This window comes from Streptococcus sp. HMSC034E03 (assembly GCF_001811505.1).
Classification (GTDB): Bacteria; Bacillota; Bacilli; order Lactobacillales; family Streptococcaceae; genus Streptococcus.
Genome location: NZ_KV804980.1, coordinates 1 through 18,413 on the forward strand (window position 1 = coordinate 1; position 18,413 = coordinate 18,413).

Annotated in this window: 10 protein-coding genes; 6 read left to right on the plus strand and 4 right to left on the minus strand. The window is 38.5% G+C overall.

The genetic code is table 11. From position 1 onward, the window contains the following. Positions 1-81 precede the first annotated feature (81 nt). The 4 genes from HMPREF2805_RS04380 to HMPREF2805_RS04395 all read right to left on the minus strand — a co-directional run bounded on the left by HMPREF2805_RS04380 (position 82) and on the right by HMPREF2805_RS04395 (position 3,862). The gene (locus HMPREF2805_RS04380) at positions 82-381 is read right to left on the minus strand and encodes a DUF1827 family protein (RefSeq protein ID WP_000767183.1); all 300 of its coding nucleotides are present in this window, start codon (positions 379-381) and stop codon (positions 82-84) included. A gap of 63 nt (positions 382-444) precedes the next feature. Next, complete coding sequence (locus HMPREF2805_RS04385) at positions 445-894, minus strand: NUDIX hydrolase (RefSeq protein ID WP_075231556.1); 450 nt, start codon at positions 892-894, stop codon at positions 445-447. A gap of 88 nt (positions 895-982) precedes the next feature. After that, positions 983-3,235, minus strand: coding sequence for an ATP-dependent Clp protease ATP-binding subunit (locus tag HMPREF2805_RS04390; RefSeq protein WP_070459719.1), 2,253 nt, complete (start codon positions 3,233-3,235; stop codon positions 983-985). A gap of 396 nt (positions 3,236-3,631) precedes the next feature. Continuing rightward, on the minus strand, positions 3,632-3,862 hold the full coding sequence (locus HMPREF2805_RS04395) for a DUF1797 family protein (RefSeq protein WP_000443576.1): 231 nt from the start codon (positions 3,860-3,862) through the stop codon (positions 3,632-3,634). A 196-nt stretch (positions 3,863-4,058) separates the two neighbouring features. Between HMPREF2805_RS04395 and HMPREF2805_RS04400 the strand changes: the two genes are divergently transcribed. The 6 genes from HMPREF2805_RS04400 to HMPREF2805_RS04425 all read left to right on the plus strand — a co-directional run. Beyond that, the gene (locus HMPREF2805_RS04400) at positions 4,059-4,742 is read left to right on the plus strand and encodes an amino acid ABC transporter permease (protein ID WP_075231557.1); all 684 of its coding nucleotides are present in this window, start codon (positions 4,059-4,061) and stop codon (positions 4,740-4,742) included. Then, the gene (locus tag HMPREF2805_RS04405) at positions 4,742-5,476 is read left to right on the plus strand and encodes an amino acid ABC transporter ATP-binding protein (protein ID WP_075231558.1); all 735 of its coding nucleotides are present in this window, start codon (positions 4,742-4,744) and stop codon (positions 5,474-5,476) included. Before HMPREF2805_RS04400 ends, HMPREF2805_RS04405 begins: the two co-directional genes overlap by 1 nt. A gap of 138 nt (positions 5,477-5,614) precedes the next feature. Then, the gene (locus HMPREF2805_RS04410) at positions 5,615-6,472 is read left to right on the plus strand and encodes a bifunctional methylenetetrahydrofolate dehydrogenase/methenyltetrahydrofolate cyclohydrolase (protein WP_075231559.1); all 858 of its coding nucleotides are present in this window, start codon (positions 5,615-5,617) and stop codon (positions 6,470-6,472) included. A gap of 357 nt (positions 6,473-6,829) precedes the next feature. Continuing rightward, the gene (locus tag HMPREF2805_RS04415) at positions 6,830-8,953 is read left to right on the plus strand and encodes an AAA family ATPase (protein WP_075231572.1); all 2,124 of its coding nucleotides are present in this window, start codon (positions 6,830-6,832) and stop codon (positions 8,951-8,953) included. Positions 8,954-8,991: 38 nt separating this feature from the next. Continuing rightward, positions 8,992-10,155, plus strand: coding sequence for an HNH endonuclease signature motif containing protein (locus HMPREF2805_RS04420; protein ID WP_261676275.1), 1,164 nt, complete (start codon positions 8,992-8,994; stop codon positions 10,153-10,155). Between the two features lie 264 nt (positions 10,156-10,419). Beyond that, the coding region (locus HMPREF2805_RS04425) for an SIALI-17 repeat-containing surface protein (protein ID WP_261676277.1) at positions 10,420-18,413 on the plus strand (7,994 nt) is incomplete at its 3' end.

Here is an 18,413-nt window from a genome sequence, read left to right on the forward strand (position 1 = left end):
GACTTTACACAAAGAAAAGCCCTTAGAAACTTTAGTTCCAAGGACTTTGTCTTCTATCTGAATCAGTTGTTAAACTGATTTTTATTTTGTTGGGATTGAGATTTCAATCAATTTTTCAGAGTAGAGGGTCTTGATATTAGCTTCATCGATATTTTGCTTTTCGATCTTGCGATTCAAGAAAAATTCTTGGATTTTTTCTATTTCTTGTTCGCGGATAGCACGATGTTTATTGGAAATGAGGATTTCATAATGAAGCGGTGCCTGAGTAAAGATAACATCAGTATTGCCTGCAGAGTAGACTTCTACGAGTGTAGCGTCGGTACTCTCCAGTTGGCTTTTAACAAGGTTTGAGTGAGAATTAGTAGTGTTGATGAGCTTCATAGGCTTTCCTCCTGTGTTTCTATTTCTATTATAGCACTTTTTGGAAAAATTGGAAAAGTTAATTTAAACTTGATGCTGTTTTTTCCAAGCTTCAATTGCCCATTTATGACTGCCACGCTTTAAGTTAGCAATGGCTTCATCGATTGGGAACCAAGCTAGATGATTGAAGTCCTCCAAAGGTTTTTGGATTTCTTGATAAGAAGTAGCTTCGTAGAGATAGGCTGGATTGTAGTAGTAGGTATCGCGATGGCTGGAATAGAAATACTCATCTGCTTGTCCATAATAAGTGCCAATCTCAGCTGTAAAACCCAATTCTTCAATTAGTTCTCGTTTGAGAGCTTCAAAATGATCTTCGCCTGCTTCAATCTCGCCACCAGGCAAGAACCATGCACCATTTGGAGCTTGAACGAGGATAATCTTTTCATGTGCTGAGTCAGGGATGACTGCATAAACACCATATCTATTTTTGTAGGTTACACCCTCTTTTTTTTCTCCAAAGGTTGGATTCGTCATAAATTTCTCCTTTATGTGTGCGCTTTCTTTCTATCATATTAAAGAATGCTCTTACTGTCAAGTAAGAACATTCTTTTAGTATGTGGAATTAGTCATTTGAGTCAACTGTTTCCAATTTATTTTTTGATTTAATCATGATTTTACCATTGCTAGTCATGACAGCCTTGAGGTTTTTCTCGCTTGGATTTTCAAGGTAGTAGTCTGTAATCGCATCTTCGATATAATCTTGGATTGTACGACGGAGTGGACGAGCTCCCATTTTTGGATCATAACCAAGGTCTACAAGTTTCTCCTTAACCTTATCTGTTACATCTAAATGGATGTTATTACTTGAGAGTCGTTTATTGACATCATCTAACATGAGGTCAACGATTTGAAGGAGATTTTCCTTGCTGAGAGCCTTGAATTCGATAATGCCATCAAAACGGTTCATAAATTCTGGACTAAAGAAGTTGCCTAATTCCCCAAGGACAGAGTTAGTACGGCCTTCTCTAGCAGCACCAAATCCGACACTAGCTTCTGCCTTACCTGTACCTGCATTTGAGGTCATGATAATGATGGCGTCTTTAAAGCTAACAGTGCGACCTTGACCATCTGTCAAACGGCCGTCGTCCAAGACTTGAAGGAACATATGCATAACATCTGGATGGGCTTTTTCTACCTCGTCTAAGAGAATGAGAGAATAAGGATTGCGACGCACTTTCTCAGTCAATTGTCCAGCTTCATCATAGCCTACGTATCCTGGAGGGGCACCAACGAGTTTAGCAACGCTGTGTTTTTCCATGTATTCACTCATATCAAAGCGAATCATGCTATCAGCAGAACCAAAGAGTTCAATGGCCAGTTGTTTAGAAAGTTCTGTCTTACCGACACCGGTAGGACCAACAAAGAGGAAGCTACCAATTGGACGGTTTGGAGTACCTAAACCAACACGGTTACGACGGATAGCCTTAGCAATCTTATCTACAGCATCGTCTTGGCCAATAACATGAGCCTTGAGGTCATCTGCTAGATTGATCAGTTGAGACTGTTCTTTTTCTTTCAAATCCCCAACTGGAATATTAGTCTTTTGCTCGATGATGTGTTCGATTGTCTTTTCACTGATGATTGGAGTATCCTGATCCGTTACCTTGGTCTTTTGCATTTCCTTATATTTGGCAATCTGGTCACGGAAGTAGGCTGCTTTTTCAAAATCTTCATCGCGGGTTGCTTGTGCCTTGAGATTTTCTGCTTCGATTAAGCGTTGATCGATGACCTTAGGATCTACAAAATTCAAGGTTAAGTTCATTTTTGAACCAGCTTCATCTAGAAGGTCAATAGCCTTGTCTGGCAAGAAACGATCTTGGATGTAGCGGTTAGAAAGGGTAGCGGCCGCTTCGATAGCGCCGTCAGTATAGTGAACATGATGGTAATCTTCGTATTTCTTTTGGATACCTTTCAGGATAATAATGGTTTCTTCCACAGTTGGTTCATCAACTTTGACAGGTTGCATACGACGTTCAAGGGCAGCATCTTTTTCGATGATGCGATATTCATTGAGGGTAGTAGCACCAACCAGTTGGAGTTCGCCACGTGCAAGAGCTGGTTTTAGGATATTTCCTGCATCCATATTCCCTTCTCCAGCAGAACCAGCACCGACAATTTCATGAATTTCGTCAATGAAGAGAATAACATCCTCGCGCTCACGAATTTCTTCCATGAGTTTTTGCATGCGCTCTTCAAACTGACCACGGATACCTGTACCTTGAACAAGGCTAACGACATCTAAGCGGATGACTTCTTTGCCTTGAAGCTTATGGGGAACATCACCGTCAACAATTTTCTGAGCTAAACCTTCGACAACAGCTGTCTTACCAACACCGGGCTCACCGATGAGGACAGGGTTGTTTTTTGTTCTGCGGTTGAGGATTTCAATGACACGGATAATCTCTTCGTCACGGCCAATCACAGGGTCGATATTTCCACGACGGGCAATCTCCGTAACATTGATACCATATTCATCCAAGAGTCCTTTTTCCTGGATTGGTGGTGGTGTTTGGGCAGGACCACGATTTTGGGCACCATAGCCACCATTTCCACCGTATCCACCCCCTGACTGAGTTGGGGGGATATTGTTGTTATTAGAAGAAGGTCTAAAGTTGTTGAGATCGTTAAAGAAGTCTCCAAAGGGATCAAAATCACGGTTGTTTAAATCTGTAATGCCCTTGAATAAGCTATTGTTAGGATCTGTTTTGATAATTTTGTAGCAATTTTGACAAAGGTCGATTTGCTTTTGTTGTCCATTGAGATTGGTATAAAGATGAATCGTTGAGTCATTGATTTTACAGTTTTGACAGAGCATACCGCCACCTCATTTCTTTCTTAGTTTTGACTAAATCTAAAAGGTCAAAAATAGTCAAACAAGTATATAATTTAATTATATCATGATTATTGGGCAATTCAAGTAAAAAGATTGGATACTAGCACTATAAATAGTAGAGCGCTAATCTGGAGAAGATTTTGATAGCAAGAAAAAAATCCTATTTGTCATACAAAAAGGATTCTCGTTAGTGAAAGGGGGTGGGACAGAAATCGATAGACAAAGTCTCGATTTCGTAGTCCCAGCCCCGCGAAGATGATTAGGAGTTTTGGGAGTCTAAAAGACGAACGAAAAGTCCAATCAGCTACCGCGTCAAAGTTTGATTGCTAATAAAAAGTGAGGTCGGGATCTTTTGTCCCAACCTCTGTATATCTATTATTAGTATAGAAGTTCATAAATTTCCATCGCAATCAAGTCGATGCTATCAAAAGTATATGTTTCACGAGCTTCAACATCACGAAGTGTAAAAATTGGGCCATTTTCTTCATCATGGTTAAAAGCAACTTCAGCTACAACAACTCCCTCGCGCTCAAAGTTACGTTTTAAGTTACCACCATCTTTTGTCATTGCTTCTAGGCGGTTGATGATTCTAACCAAATGTGATTCCATTTTGATTCTCCTCCATTTCTTATCGTTACTATTTTACCATAAAGAGTATCCACTTGACTAGAAAAAACTAAGATTTCTCGCTATTTCTGTTTTCTTTGAAATTTTATTGAAAATGAAAGGAAAAAGATTGAATTTTTATTCAAAACATGTTATACTCATACAAGTTTTAAGTTAGAAATTAGAAAGTAGTGGATTTATGAATTTTTCTTTTTTACCTAAATATCTGCCATATTTTAACTATGGTGCTCTTGTAACAGTCTTGATCTCTGTTTTGGTTGTCTTTTTTGGGACAATTTTAGGGGTAGTCTTGGCTTTTGCTCAACGTTCTAAAATAAAGCCCATATCTTGGCTTGCCAATGTTTATATTTGGATTTTCCGTGGAACACCTATGATGGTACAGATCATGATTGCTTTTGCTCTTATGCATATCAATGCTCCGACAATTCAGATTGGAGTTTTGGGAGTTGATTTTTCACGTTTGATTCCAGGTATTATCATTATCTCTATGAATAGTGGTGCCTATGTATCAGAAACAGTTCGTGCTGGTATCAATGCAGTACCTAAAGGTCAATTAGAGGCGGCTTACTCTCTAGGGATTCGTCCTAAAAATGCTATGCGCTATGTCATCTTGCCACAGGCCATCAAGAATATCTTGCCAGCCTTGGGGAATGAGTTTATTACCATTATCAAGGATAGTTCACTCTTGTCAGCAATCGGTGTTATGGAATTGTGGAATGGAGCTACAACGGTGTCAACAACCACCTACTTGCCTTTAACTCCACTCTTATTTGCAGCTTTCTACTACTTGATTATGACCTCTATCTTGACACTAGCCTTGAAAGCTTTTGAAAATCGTATGGGACAAGGAGAGAAAAAATAATGACTGAAATGCTTATAAAAATTGAAAACCTTCATAAAAACTTCGGGAAGAATGAAGTTTTAAAAGGAATTGATCTTGAAATCAAAAAAGGGGAAGTTGTGGTGATTATCGGACCATCTGGTAGCGGTAAGTCAACCCTCCTTCGCTCTATGAATCTCCTCGAAGAAGCGACAAAAGGAAAGGTTATCTTTGAAGGAGTAGACATTACAGATAAGAAAAATGACCTCTTTGCCATGCGTGAAAAGATGGGAATGGTTTTCCAACAGTTCAATCTCTTCCCAAATATGACAGTGATGGAAAACATTACACTTTCTCCGATTAAGACCAAAGGGGAAAGTAAGGAAGTTGCTGAGAAGAGAGCGCATGAGCTCTTGGAAAAGGTTGGTTTACCAGATAAGGCAGATGCTTATCCACAAAGTTTGTCTGGTGGACAGCAACAACGTATCGCTATCGCTCGTGGTCTTGCCATGGAACCAGATGTCCTACTCTTTGATGAACCGACTTCTGCCTTAGACCCAGAAATGGTAGGGGAAGTACTAGCAGTTATGCAAGAACTTGCTAAGTCAGGAATGACCATGGTCATCGTGACGCACGAGATGGGCTTTGCGCGTGAGGTGGCAGATCGTGTCATCTTTATGGCTGACGGTGTTATTGTCGAAGACGGTACTCCAGAGCAAGTCTTTGAACAAACCCAAGAACAAAGAACCAAGGAGTTCTTGAGTAAGGTTTTGTAAGAATATCGTAATTTAGAAAAGCTCGATAAGAGCTTTTTCTTATAGTTTCAGACTATAAGGTCTCTTAGTCAAGAAGTGTTAGAGTGATAAGCCATTTTTTGATATAATAGAAGATATTTGTTAGAAAAGAGAAAACACATGACACAGATTATTGATGGGAAGGCCTTGGCGGCCAAGTTACAGGGGGAGTTGGCTGAAAAGACTGCGAGATTGAAAGAAGAAACAGGATTGGTTCCTGGTTTGGTGGTGATTTTGGTTGGGGACAATCCTGCCAGCCAAGTTTACGTACGCAATAAGGAACGTTCAGCTATAGCTGCAGGTTTCCAGAGTGAAGTTGTGCGAGTTCCTGAGACAATTACCCAAGAGGAATTGTTGGCTTTGATTGCCAAATACAATCAAGATCCAGCTTGGCATGGGATTTTGGTTCAATTGCCTTTACCAAAACACATCGATGAGGAAGCTGTTTTATTGGCTATTGACCCTGAGAAGGATGTGGATGGTTTTCATCCGCTCAACATGGGACGTCTTTGGTCTGGTCACCCAGTCATGATCCCTTCAACACCTGCCGGGATTATGGAAATGTTTCATGAGTATGGGATCGACTTAGAAGGTAAAAATGCAGTTGTCATTGGTCGTTCTAATATTGTCGGTAAGCCAATGGCTCAGCTTTTATTGGCAAAAAATGCAACTGTAACCTTGACCCACTCTCGCACCCACAATCTAGCCCAAGTAGCTTCTAAAGCAGATATTCTAGTAGTAGCAATCGGCCGTGCCAAATTTGTGACTGCTGACTTTGTCAAACCTGGAGCAGTTGTCATTGATGTGGGGATGAACCGAGATGAAAATGGCAAGCTTTGTGGCGATGTTGACTATGATGTTGTTGAACCAATTGCTAGTCATATCACCCCTGTACCTGGTGGGGTAGGACCTATGACGATTACCATGCTGATGGAGCAAACTTATCAAGCTGCATTGCGTAGCTTGGATAGTAATTAATAAATAGAAAATCTGTCAATATAGATATTTTTCTAAACTTCATTATAAATTAGAGATTATCGTTTAAGAGAGCTTTGTAGTATTTGCAAGGTTCTTTTAATTTTAAAAAATGGTTTTGTACGATTTTGATAAAATGTGAAAACACAAATATATTACAGATTTTGAATGGAGATAGTTATATGTTGAATGATGTTTGTGTTGACATCAATAAGACTATTATTTTAAAGCTACGATTATAGATATCTAAAAGAGAGCAGTAAACTAAATTCAAGAGTATATAAATTTTAGGTAAATCTACAATTTCAAATGTTGTTGTGTTATAATGTTGATAATGATGTAAGAAAGGTAATCAGTGAAATGAGTATTAGTGAAATTATTGAAAGAATTAGAAGTGAGTATTCGGAGATTGACTGGTTAAAAAGTAGAAGCAACTTTTATAAAATTCCTGATCAAGGAATATTTGTTCAGTATAATCTTAAAGATTTAGAAAAAAAATATGAAAGTAGTAAATTTTTAATTATTAATAAATTTGCGAAATCAGCAATCGATTGGAATTTTGATTTAGAAAATTATTTTGTTATTACAGAATTGACCGACTCTCCTAAAACAGGGAATATTGAATTTACAAAAAATAATAAGGCAAGAGAATTTGAAAACTGTATTGGACAAAGTTACTTTACTATTGAGCAAGACTTTTTCACATGTCATTTTATAAGAGTTGAAAAAGATAGTGAGGAATACTTAGAGACATTGAAGGGAATTATTTCCTTAAGTTTTGATGATTTTGTAGAACAGATGTGCTTAGAGCCTAATAAGTGGGACGATTATGGATATCAGTTGGTTTTTAATCTTACGATTTGGGAACAAACTTTTGAGCTACGAGTTAATCCGAAAAATAATCTTTCTATGGATTATTTAAAAAGTGGCGAAGGAGAATATCCTGATGAGGATTTTTGTTCCTTGGGTGAAGTTGCGTACTATGAATTTTTTAAAAAATATCTATCTTATGAAGAACGTCAGAAATGGTTCACTCGTTCAAGAGACCTTGCATTTAATATAAGTTTATTAGATGAAATTGCAGAAAAATATTCAGAAGTTTCAGATTCACACGGTAAATCTCTGACGTTTCTCCCACCTAATGGTGATGTTCATAATTTTTTATATAATTCATTTCTAAGAACAACTACATTAAAAGAAATCAAGGAAATATTTCATCCATTGACTATTTTTGGTTATAATAACTCTAAGATGTATTCTTCAGAGGATGAGTCATCATTTTCCTCAAATAAAAATATTAAGGAGGCAGTAGATGATAGGGTAGAATCTATAAACTATAGTTTTAAAGAAGATGGTATAGATAAAGGAAAATTACATTTCATAAAAAATAGAATGTCGGATTTACCAATGAATGTCTATGCAGTGGTTGGTGGAAATGGTAGTGGGAAATCCTATAAAATCAACCAGATAATAAGTGAACATATGGAAGGAGACAATAAATTTTCACAGATACTTCATTTTTCATTAAGTCCATTTGATAATATTATTAATTTTGATAAAGATGGTATCCGTAAGGAAATTAATGATAAAGGGAAAGACTCAGACGGTGAAATTATCTATGAAAAAGTAGGATTTGTTTCAGTGAAGTATCCTCCAATTCTAGAAGTACTAAAGAAAACCGAAGCATTAGCACTGTCTGATGTGAAGAAGTATTTAGATCAGAAATCTAGTAAGTATCTAGTTGCTGAGAACACACTAAAAGAAGGATTTGAAGGTGAGATAAGCATCAAAGAAAGCTTTTCCTACTATATACAAAATTTGTTGATTGATTTGATTGCTTCTGAAGATAAATTGAAAATGTGGGGAGATTGTTTGAATTTCTTTACATTTGAATCTTGGGTAGATGATATCATCAATGCTTTTCAAGATAGAAATATTTCTAAGAATGATATTGAAAAAATTGATACATTAAGTTCAGGACAAGCAACTATTCTTTTATATATTACGAAGCTTGTTTCAAGTATTAATCAAGGAAGCTTGGTAATTTTTGATGAGCCAGAAACGTTTATGCATCCACCTATGGTTAAAGCATTTATTAGAGCTGTTTCAGAGTTAGTGGATAATAATAAAGCTTTCTGTTTGATGGCTACACATTCACCAGTAATCATTCAAGAAATTCCTCATTGTAATGTCTATAAATTAGATTCTAATCACGAATTAACAAATATTTGTTACAAAACTTATGGTCAAAATTTAGACACCTTATATAAAAATATATATGGAATTGAATTACAACAAACAGGTTATAATAGCTTCTTTAATGATCGAAAGAAAAAAATTATTGAAGAAGGGCAAGAGGATTTAGAAGATGTTAATTTGTTATCAGATGAAGACAGGCAATATCTAGGAGATGAAGCTTTTCTGAAGTATCTTGTAGTGAAAGATGAGATAGAGAAAGCGGGTGATGTCTTATCAAAAGAGTAGCACAAAAATATCCGTCTATAGAAGAAGTTATTGAAGTATTGAAAGAAGTAGCTGATGAGGAAAAACTTTGTATTTTTTTAACAGAATTAGATAGAGAATATAAAAGTAAAGCTATAGGTTCGTTGTATGAATTAAATGTTAATCTAATTCAGTCACAGTATGAGATTATACCTTCATGGTATGATAGTCATATCCGAAAAGAATCGAAAGGGTTATTTCAAAAATTCCCAGTTGTAAAAAATACCTATAATCAAGCAATTTGTCCTATTTGTGAAGGTGTATTTTCAACTAAAGTAACACTCGAGCATATTATTCCTAAGAGTGGGAAAGAGAAAAATGGTCAAAAACTTGGTGAACCCAGACTAGCAATTTTGCCAATTAATCTAGTCAAATGTTGTGGGGAGTGCAATACTTCTAAACATAGTAAAAGGTCTTTCATAGAGGAAGAAAGTGAAATTAACCCTTACTTTGAAGAGTTTGCAATTGAGAAGTATTTTGAGGTAAATTTTAATGATACGAATGAGGTTTTTCAACCAAGTATTGTATTTCACTATAAAGACAATACTATGGATAAACGTATTCGAAATTTCATTAATAACTATAATATTGAAAAAACATATAATCATAGAATAAAGTTAGAATTTCAAAAAATTTTGACTATATTAGCAAATAATCCAATAACTTTAACAAAATCTATTTTAAAGCCTTACATAGAACATCTATCAGATATATATAGTAAAAATAGTGAATTTGAAAAGATTGACGATAAGTATTGGTTTGATCAAAATTATTTTGGATTTTTAATCTGTGAGCATTTAAAAATAAGAATAGAAAATGATACTTCTACTGTTTATAAATTAAATGAAGAGATAAACAAACTTCGTAAACCTTCTCAATATATTGCTTTCTCAAATCCAGAATTTCAGAATGATATGAACAAAGTACAAACAATAAGGGATTTAGAGATATTTATTAAAAATAATAAAGAAGACCTCATTGTCTATTACCAACAGATTAAAAAACAAGGATTTTCTATTGATTTTCCTAAATTATTTAAAGTAGATGAAGATAGGTTAAGAAAAAAATGCTTAGAAGATAGATTAAGAAAAAAACGCTTAATAGAGGAAATTGTTAAGTACTATTTAGAAAGTGGAAAAAGTTTCGATCATTTCGGAGAAGATTGTTCTTTTGTAATTGGATAATGAGTATTATCAGATTAAAACTCTAATTTTCTTAAATCTTTAAAAAACAAGTTCTGCTAAAAACGAACTTGTTTTTTCTTGCACTTATTTTAATAAAATTACAGTAAAACTTCTACAAATTATTGAAAATCTTCTACTATTTTGATATATTAAGGTTAACAATATTTATATCTAAAAATTTAGTGGGCGTTCTGGGAGGAGGTTTATTTTTTAGCAAATAATGTAATCGCTTACTAAATATATAAGAAAGGAAAACAGGATTTAATGGATAAGAGATTTTTTGAAAAACGCTGTCATTTTAGTATTCGTAAATTCGCCATTGGTGCGGCTTCGGTTATGATTGGAGCTAGTATATTTGGTCTTCAGGTAGCACAAGCAGCTGAAACTGAAACGTCAAGTACCACTGAAGAAACGATTCATCAAGTTCAACCTTTAGATAAGCTTCCAGATGATCTTGCTGCAGCCATTGCAAAAGCGGAGCAAAATAGCCCACAAGATTCCGCTATTGAAAAAGAAGAAAAAGATACGGATGTAGCAGCAAAACCAGTAACTGAAGAAAAAGAGCCTGAGGTAACAAGTCCTAAGGAAAAAAAGGAAGCAGAAGTAGTTAGCCCTAAAAAAGACAAAGTTGAAAAAACTGAAAAACCTGCTACTGAAGTGAATGAGAAAGAACCTACAGTGGCAGAAGTGAATACTGAAAAGCCAGCAGTTTTGGAAGAACATTCTGATACACCTAATCAGAATAAACCTGTAATGAACGATAAAAGCAAGGAAGAAAAAGCTTCGGCAAGTGAATTGCCTCAAGCTACAAAAGAGAAGGAAAAAGAAGACAAACTTTTACAGGAAAGAAAACAAAATTTCAACAAAGACTGGTATTTTAAATTAAACGCTCAGGGTGATTTTTCTAAGAAAGATGTTGATGTTCATGACTGGTCTAAGTTGAACCTTCCTCATGACTGGAGTATCTATTTTGATTTTGATCACAAGTCTCCTGCTCGAAATGAAGGTGGTCAATTAAATGGTGGTACTGCCTGGTATCGTAAGACCTTTACTGTAGACGAAGCTGCCAAGGACAAGGACGTTCGTATTAATTTTGATGGAGTTTACATGGACTCCAAGGTCTATGTCAATGGTAAATTTGTAGGTCATTATCCAAGTGGTTACAATCATTTTTCATATGATATCACTGAATTTTTAAATAAGGATGGTAGTGAAAATACCATTGCGGTCCAAGTTACCAATAAACAGCCAAGTAGTCGATGGTACTCAGGAAGTGGGATCTATCGCGATGTGACACTTAGCTATCGTGACAAGGTGCAAGTGGCTGAAAATGGAAATCATATCACAACTCCAAAACTAGCTGAACAAAAAGATGGCAACGTTGAAACACAAATCCAAAGCAAGATCAAAAATACTGCCAAGACATTAGCCAAGGTATTTGTAGAGCAACAGATTTTTACTAAGGAAGGTAAGGCTGTTTCAGATTTGGTTCGTTCTGTAACTAAGAGCCTAGCAGGAAATGAGACAGCTGACTTTAAGCAAACGATTTTGGTTAATAAGCCAACCCTCTGGACAACCAAAAGCTATCATCCTCAGCTCTATGTCCTGAAAACCAAGGTTTATAAAGAAGGTCAGCTAGTTGATGTGACAGAAGATACCTTTGGTTATCGTTATTTTAACTGGACAGCCAAAGAAGGATTCTCTTTGAACGGTGAGAGAATGAAATTCCATGGAGTTAGTATCCACCATGATAACGGTGCCTTGGGAGCAGAAGAAAATTATAAGGCAACCTATCGTAAATTAAAACTCCTGAAAGATATGGGAGTTAACTCTATCCGCACAACCCACAATCCAGCAAGTCCACAGTTGCTTGATGCTGCGGCAAGTCTAGGACTTTTGGTCCAAGAAGAAGCCTTTGATACTTGGTATCGTGGCAAGAAAACGTATGACTATGGACGTTTCTTTGACCAAGATGCAACTCACCCAGAAGCCAAGAAGGGTGAGAAGTGGTCTGATTTTGACCTCAGAACCATGGTCGAACGTGATAAAAATAATCCATCTATCGTTATGTGGTCACTCGGTAATGAAGTTGATGAGGCTGATGGTGGAGCTCGTTCACTAGAAACAGCCAAGCGTTTGAAAGCTATTATCAAAGCAATTGATACAGAGCGCTATGTGACTATGGGTGAAAATAAGTTCAGTCGTGCTTCTACAGGCTTGTTCTTAGAATTAGCAGCAATCATGGATGCTGTAGGTATGAACTATGGAGAGCGTTTTTACGATGCTGTTCGTAAAGCCCATCCAGACTGGTTGATCTACGGTTCTGAAACTTCTTCAGCAACTCGAACTCGAGATTCTTATTTTGATCCTGCTCATTTACTCTGGCACGACAATCGTCCAAATCGTCACTATGAACAATCAGACTATGGTAATGATCGTGTAGCCTGGGGTAGAACAGCTACTGAATCTTGGACCTTTGACCGTGATCGTGCTGGCTATGCAGGTCAGTTTATCTGGACTGGTTTCGACTATATCGGGGAACCTACACCATGGCATAATCAAGATAATACACCAGTGAAAAGCTCTTACTTTGGTATCATTGATACGGCAGGATTGCCTAAGAATGATTTCTATCTCTATCGCAGTGAGTGGTATAGTGCCAAAGAAAAACCAACTGTTCGTATCATGCCTCACTGGAATTGGACAGAAGAAACGCTCAAGGAACGTAATATGCTCATCAATGGCAAGGTTCCAGTTCGGACCTTCTCAAATGCCGCTAGCGTAGAATTGTTCTTGAACAATGAGTCCCTCGGTAAGAAAGAATTTGTTAAGAAAACAACTGAAGATGGTCGCCCTTATCACGAGGGAGCTAAACCAAGTGAATTGTATCTTGAGTGGTTGGTTGACTATAAACCAGGTACCTTAACTGCCATTGCTCGTGATGAAAATGGCAAAGAAATTGCGCGTGATAGTGTGACAACAGCAGGGGAGCCAGCTAGAGTTCGACTCACCAAGGAAGAACATGTCATCACTGCAGACGGAAAAGATTTGTCTTATATCCATTATGAAATCGTTGATGAAGATGGCAATGTTGTTCCAACAGCTAACAATCTTGTTCATTTCAATCTTCATGGTCAAGGTCAAATCGTTGGTGTGGATAATGGAGAACAAGCTAGCCGTGAACGCTACAAAGCTCAGAAAGATGGCACATGGCAGAGAAAAGCCTTCAATGGTAAAGGTGTTGTCATTGTTAAATCCACTGAAAAAGAAGGGAAATTTACCCTCTTTGCAGATTCTGCAGGTTTAGCTTCTGATCAAGCAACAGTCACAACTGTTTCAGGTAAGAAAGAAAACCGTCACTTTGTTGCTTTTGCCCCTGTTAAGGCAAGAACTGATGTCAGTGAGGATCCTAAATTGCCAAAAACTGTGACAGCTATTTATAGCGACGGCAGTGTTGAAGAAAAATCTGTAACTTGGGATATACCAGATGATCTCCTTACTAGTGCAGGTGAGAAAAAAGTTCTTGGTAGCGTGGAAGGACTTGAAGCTAAGGCTGAAGCCCTTGTTAAGGTGGTTGCACTCGATAAGTGGTTGCCTAAGGTAGCAACTGTGCCAGTTGGTACAGCTGCAGAAGATTTGGATAAAACTGTAACGGCTGTTTTGTCAGATGGTAACTTGGTTGATGCGGATGTCGTTTCTTGGACCTTGAAAGATCCTTCTGCCTTGACAAAAGAAGGTGGACGTACTGAAGCAACTGGTAAATTAGTTGGAAATGACTACGAGGTGACAGCAACCTTTATCGCAAGTGACAAGGAAACAGAAAGTACTGTTACAGGTCTCACAGTTGGAGATAAGACTCTTGAAAACTTTGATCCTGGAAAGACCTACTACCGAGTATCCCTTCCTTACAGTGCTGAGATTCCAAGTGTCGGAGCACAGACAAGAGGCTATCAGGTAACAGTTCAACAAGCTTCAGCAGCTAATGATTATCAGGCTTCTGTATTCTTGAGTGACCAGAAGGGCGATTTAGTTCAAACTTACTTGATTCAATTTGTGAAAGAAGCTCCTGCCTTGACACGCTTGGAAGTAAGTGTTGAAGGAAAAGAAAATGCAACAGAAGATCAGGTCCTCCCTTATCATGTCATTGGACATTATGAAGATGGTTCACAGACTGAATTTTCAGCGTCAGATATCCATTTGGAAGCTAAGTCAGCTGATGGTGCTCATCTTGAGGTGAATGGTCAGAACTTGCTTCTTTACAAGAAAGGTAGTGTAACCCTCACTCCTAGTATTGACAATCAAACTGATAAGACTCAATCTGTAGCCACTGAACTTGTGATAAAAGAAAATACAGTAGACAAGAAAATTGTCAAACTTCATCCAGTAACTATCTCTACAGATATCAATCAGCAACCGAATTTGCCTGATCAAATCGGAGCAGAATTTGATAAAGGCTTGCCTCGTAAGGTAGCTGTAACTTGGGACAAGGTAGATGCAAAAGAACTCGCTAGTTACCATAGCTTTACCCTTAAAGGTCATGTAGAGGGTACAGATATTGAAGCTCTTGCCAATGTGACTGTTGAAGGTTTGCAAGTTGCAGAAGAAATCAGTTTAACTCTACCTAAGGGTGAAACGGTTCAATTGCCAGCTAGCGTCCGTGCTTATCATTCAAATGGAACAACTGTCTATAAAGATGTCGTTTGGGATAAGGTTCCTGAAAACTTTAGTCAGACTGAAGGTATCTATGAAATCAAGGGTCAATTAGTGGGTAGCCATCTGACTACCAAGGCTCATATTCGTGTTTCTAGTCAAGTTGTTGCTGGAAATAACATCTCTAAACAATGGACTGGTTCTCAATTGCCAGCAGCTATCGTGTCCAATACGGGTGGTGATGATTCGGCAAGTACTTTGAATGACTTGACAGTTTCAAGAGCCAGTACAGATGTTAAGAATCGATGGACAACTTGGAGAACAAATACTGATAATGACTGGGCATCTATCTTGTTTGGTAACTCTGGTGATTTGACAAAACGTTTTGTCGACAATCTTTCCGTTGATTTCTATACAGACGGGGCAATCGGACTTCCAAAAGAATATGTTATTGAATACTATGTCGGTCAGGAAGTTCCAGATCTTCCAAATAATGTCAATAATGCTCAGCGTGATACCAACCATCCATTCAACAATGCTGCCAACTGGAAAGAAGTTGAACATCTCAAAGCTCCAGGACAATTATCTGCAGGTCAAACAAACCACTTTACATTTGATAAGGTTGAAACTTATGCTGTTCGTATGCGTATGAAGAAAGCAGATGGAACTGCTGGTGTTGGTTTGACAGAAATCACTATTTTAGGAAGTAAAGTTCCAAGTGCTACCAGCTCAGAAATTTCTATCCAAGTAGATGGCAAGAAGCTTGAGCATTTCAATCCGTCTAAGACAGATTATTATATTCCTCAAGCAAGCAAGGAAATCACTGCAACAGCCAGCAACAACGGTGTGGTGACAGTTGTTCCTGCAACAAGTGAAAAAGGTGCGACACGTCTTATCTTGAAAGCTGAGGATGGAACTGTTCTAAAAGAATATCGTATCTTCCGTGATGATGAAAAAGAAACAACACAACCAGTAGCTGCGGAAAATAGTGCTCAGACCTTGAATGTTGGTGATCAACTTCAATTGCCTGCAGAGGTAACAGTCTACTATCCATCACAGACTGGCTGGGTTAAGGCTAACCTTGCTGTCCAATGGGATGCTGTGCCAGAACATACGACTGCACAAGAAGGTAGCTTTGAAGTTCTTGGTCATGTTCTAGGAACAGACTTAACAACCAAGATGCAAGTAACAGTTGTTACAAAAGGTAATCAAGTCATTTCAGAAAATGCAAGCAATAATGCAACTGATTCTAAAGCCTTTGCGTCTACTACAAATGATACACAAGCTGCTTCTCGGGATAAGATTTTCTATATCAACGATGGGCACTTTAACGAGGATGGACGTTGGACTAACTGGTCTCGAACTCCGAAGGACCAAGAAACATCTGTGGGAATTCTCTTTAAGAAGAATGGTCAGATTACACCTCAATCTGTTGGAAAAGTAGCCATTCAATTCTTTAAAGACAGTGGAACAGACGCACCAGCTAAAATGGTACTAGAAAGATATGTTGGGCCTGCCTATACAGAACCAAGCACTATTTCTCGTTATGAAGAAAATGCGGATCATCCATTTAACAAGGCAGAAAACTGGCAAGAAATTCCTTATAAGGCATCTGGAGAAATCGTGGCTGGTAAGCCAATCGAATTTACCTTTGATTCAATTGAGACATCAGCTATTCGAGCACGCATGACTCGTAAATCTACAACTAATGGTCTAGCAATGGTCGAGTTTAGTGCTTACTCTCCTGCTAAAGCAAGAGATGAGGAAACTCCTTCAGTATCCATTTCGGTTGCTGGAAAAGCATTAGAAAACTTTGATCCTGAGGTTTCAGATTATACAGTGAGCTTAAATGGCACTAAACCACAGGTGACTGCTCAAGCAAGTGGTAACGGTGTGATAACGGTTGTTGAGTCTAGTCAGGATAACCTTCCTAGCCTTGTTCGTCTTCTTGCTAAGGATGGTAGTCTTGTCAAGGAATATCGTATTCATTTCAAACCTAGTCACCGTATAGTTCCTGAAGAAGGCGACCAAAGTCCTGTTCTCGAACGACCAAGTCTAGAAGTTGTCAAGACCGAAATTCCATTTAAGGAAATTATTCGTGAAAACAATGACTTAGCTCAAGATGAACGTCGTGTAATCTCAGAAGGTAAGAAGGGTGAAAGAGTTGATTATGTTGAGGTCTTAGGATCTAACCGTACAACTGTTCATACAGATACGACTGAGGCGCAAGATCGAATTGTTGAAGTTAAGGTCAAACCTGTCATTACTACTAGCAAAGGTGACGAGCCAGCTCCAGTCGTAGAAGTTCCAGAATTTGAGGGTGGCGTCAATGCTGCTGAAGCTGCCGAGCATGAGTTGCCAGAATACACAGATCCGATTGGCACAGTAGGTGACGAGTCAGCTCCAGTAGCAGAAGTCCCCGAATTTGAGGGCGGTGTCAATGCAGTAGAAGCTGCCAAGCATGAGTTGCTAGAATACACAGAAGCAATCGGGACAGCTGGTGACGAACCAGCTCCAGTGGTAGAAATTCCAGAATTTGAGGGTGGCGTCAATGCAGTAGAAGCCGCTAAGCATGAGTTGCCAGAATACACAGAATCAATCGGCACAGTAGGTGACGAGCCAGCTCCAGTAGTAGAAGTCCCAGAATTTGAGGGCGGTGTTAATGCAGTAGAGGCTGCTAAGCATGAGTTGCCAGAATACACAGATGTAATCGGTACAGTAGGCGATGAGCCAGCGCCAGTCGTAGAAATCCCAGAATTCAAGGGTGGTGTTAATGCAGTAGAAGCAGCTAAGCATGAGTTGCCAGAATACACAGAAGCAATCGGCACAGTAGGCGACGAACCAGCTCCGGTAGTAGAAGTTCCAGAATTTGAGGGTGGCGTCAATGCAGTAGAAGCCGCTAAAAACGAGTTGCCAGAATACACAGATGCAATCGGTACAGTAGGCGACGAACCAGCTCCAGTGGTAGAATTCCCAGAATTTGAGGGTGGTGTCAATGCAGTAGAAGCCGCTAAGAACGAGTTGCCAGAATACACAAATGCACTTGGCACAGTAGGTGACGAACCAGCTCCAGTGGTAGAAGTCCCAGAATTTGAGGACGGTGTTAATGCTGTAGAAGCCGCTAAGCATGAGTTGCCAGAATACACAGAAGCAATCGGCACAGTAGGTGACGAACCAGCTTCAGTGGTAGAAGTCCCAGAATTTGAGGGCGGTGTTAACGCTACTGAAGCAGCCAAGTATGAGTTGCCAGAATACACAGATGCAATCGGCACAGTAGGTGACGAACCAGCACCAGTAGTAGAAGTCCCAGAATTTGAGGGAGGCGTTAACGCAGTAGAAGCGGCTAAGCATGAGTTGCCAGAATACACAGATACACTTGGTACAGTAGGCGACGAACCAGCTCCAGTGGTAGAAGTCCCAGAATTTGAGGACGGTGTTAATGCTGTAGAAGCCGCTAAGCATGAGTTGCCAGAATACACAGAAGCAATCGGCACAGTAGGCGACGAACCAGCTCCAGTAGTAGAAGTGCCAGAATTTGAGGACGGTGTCAATGCAGTAGAAGCGGCTAAGAATGAATTGCCAGAATACACAGAAGCAATCGGCACAGT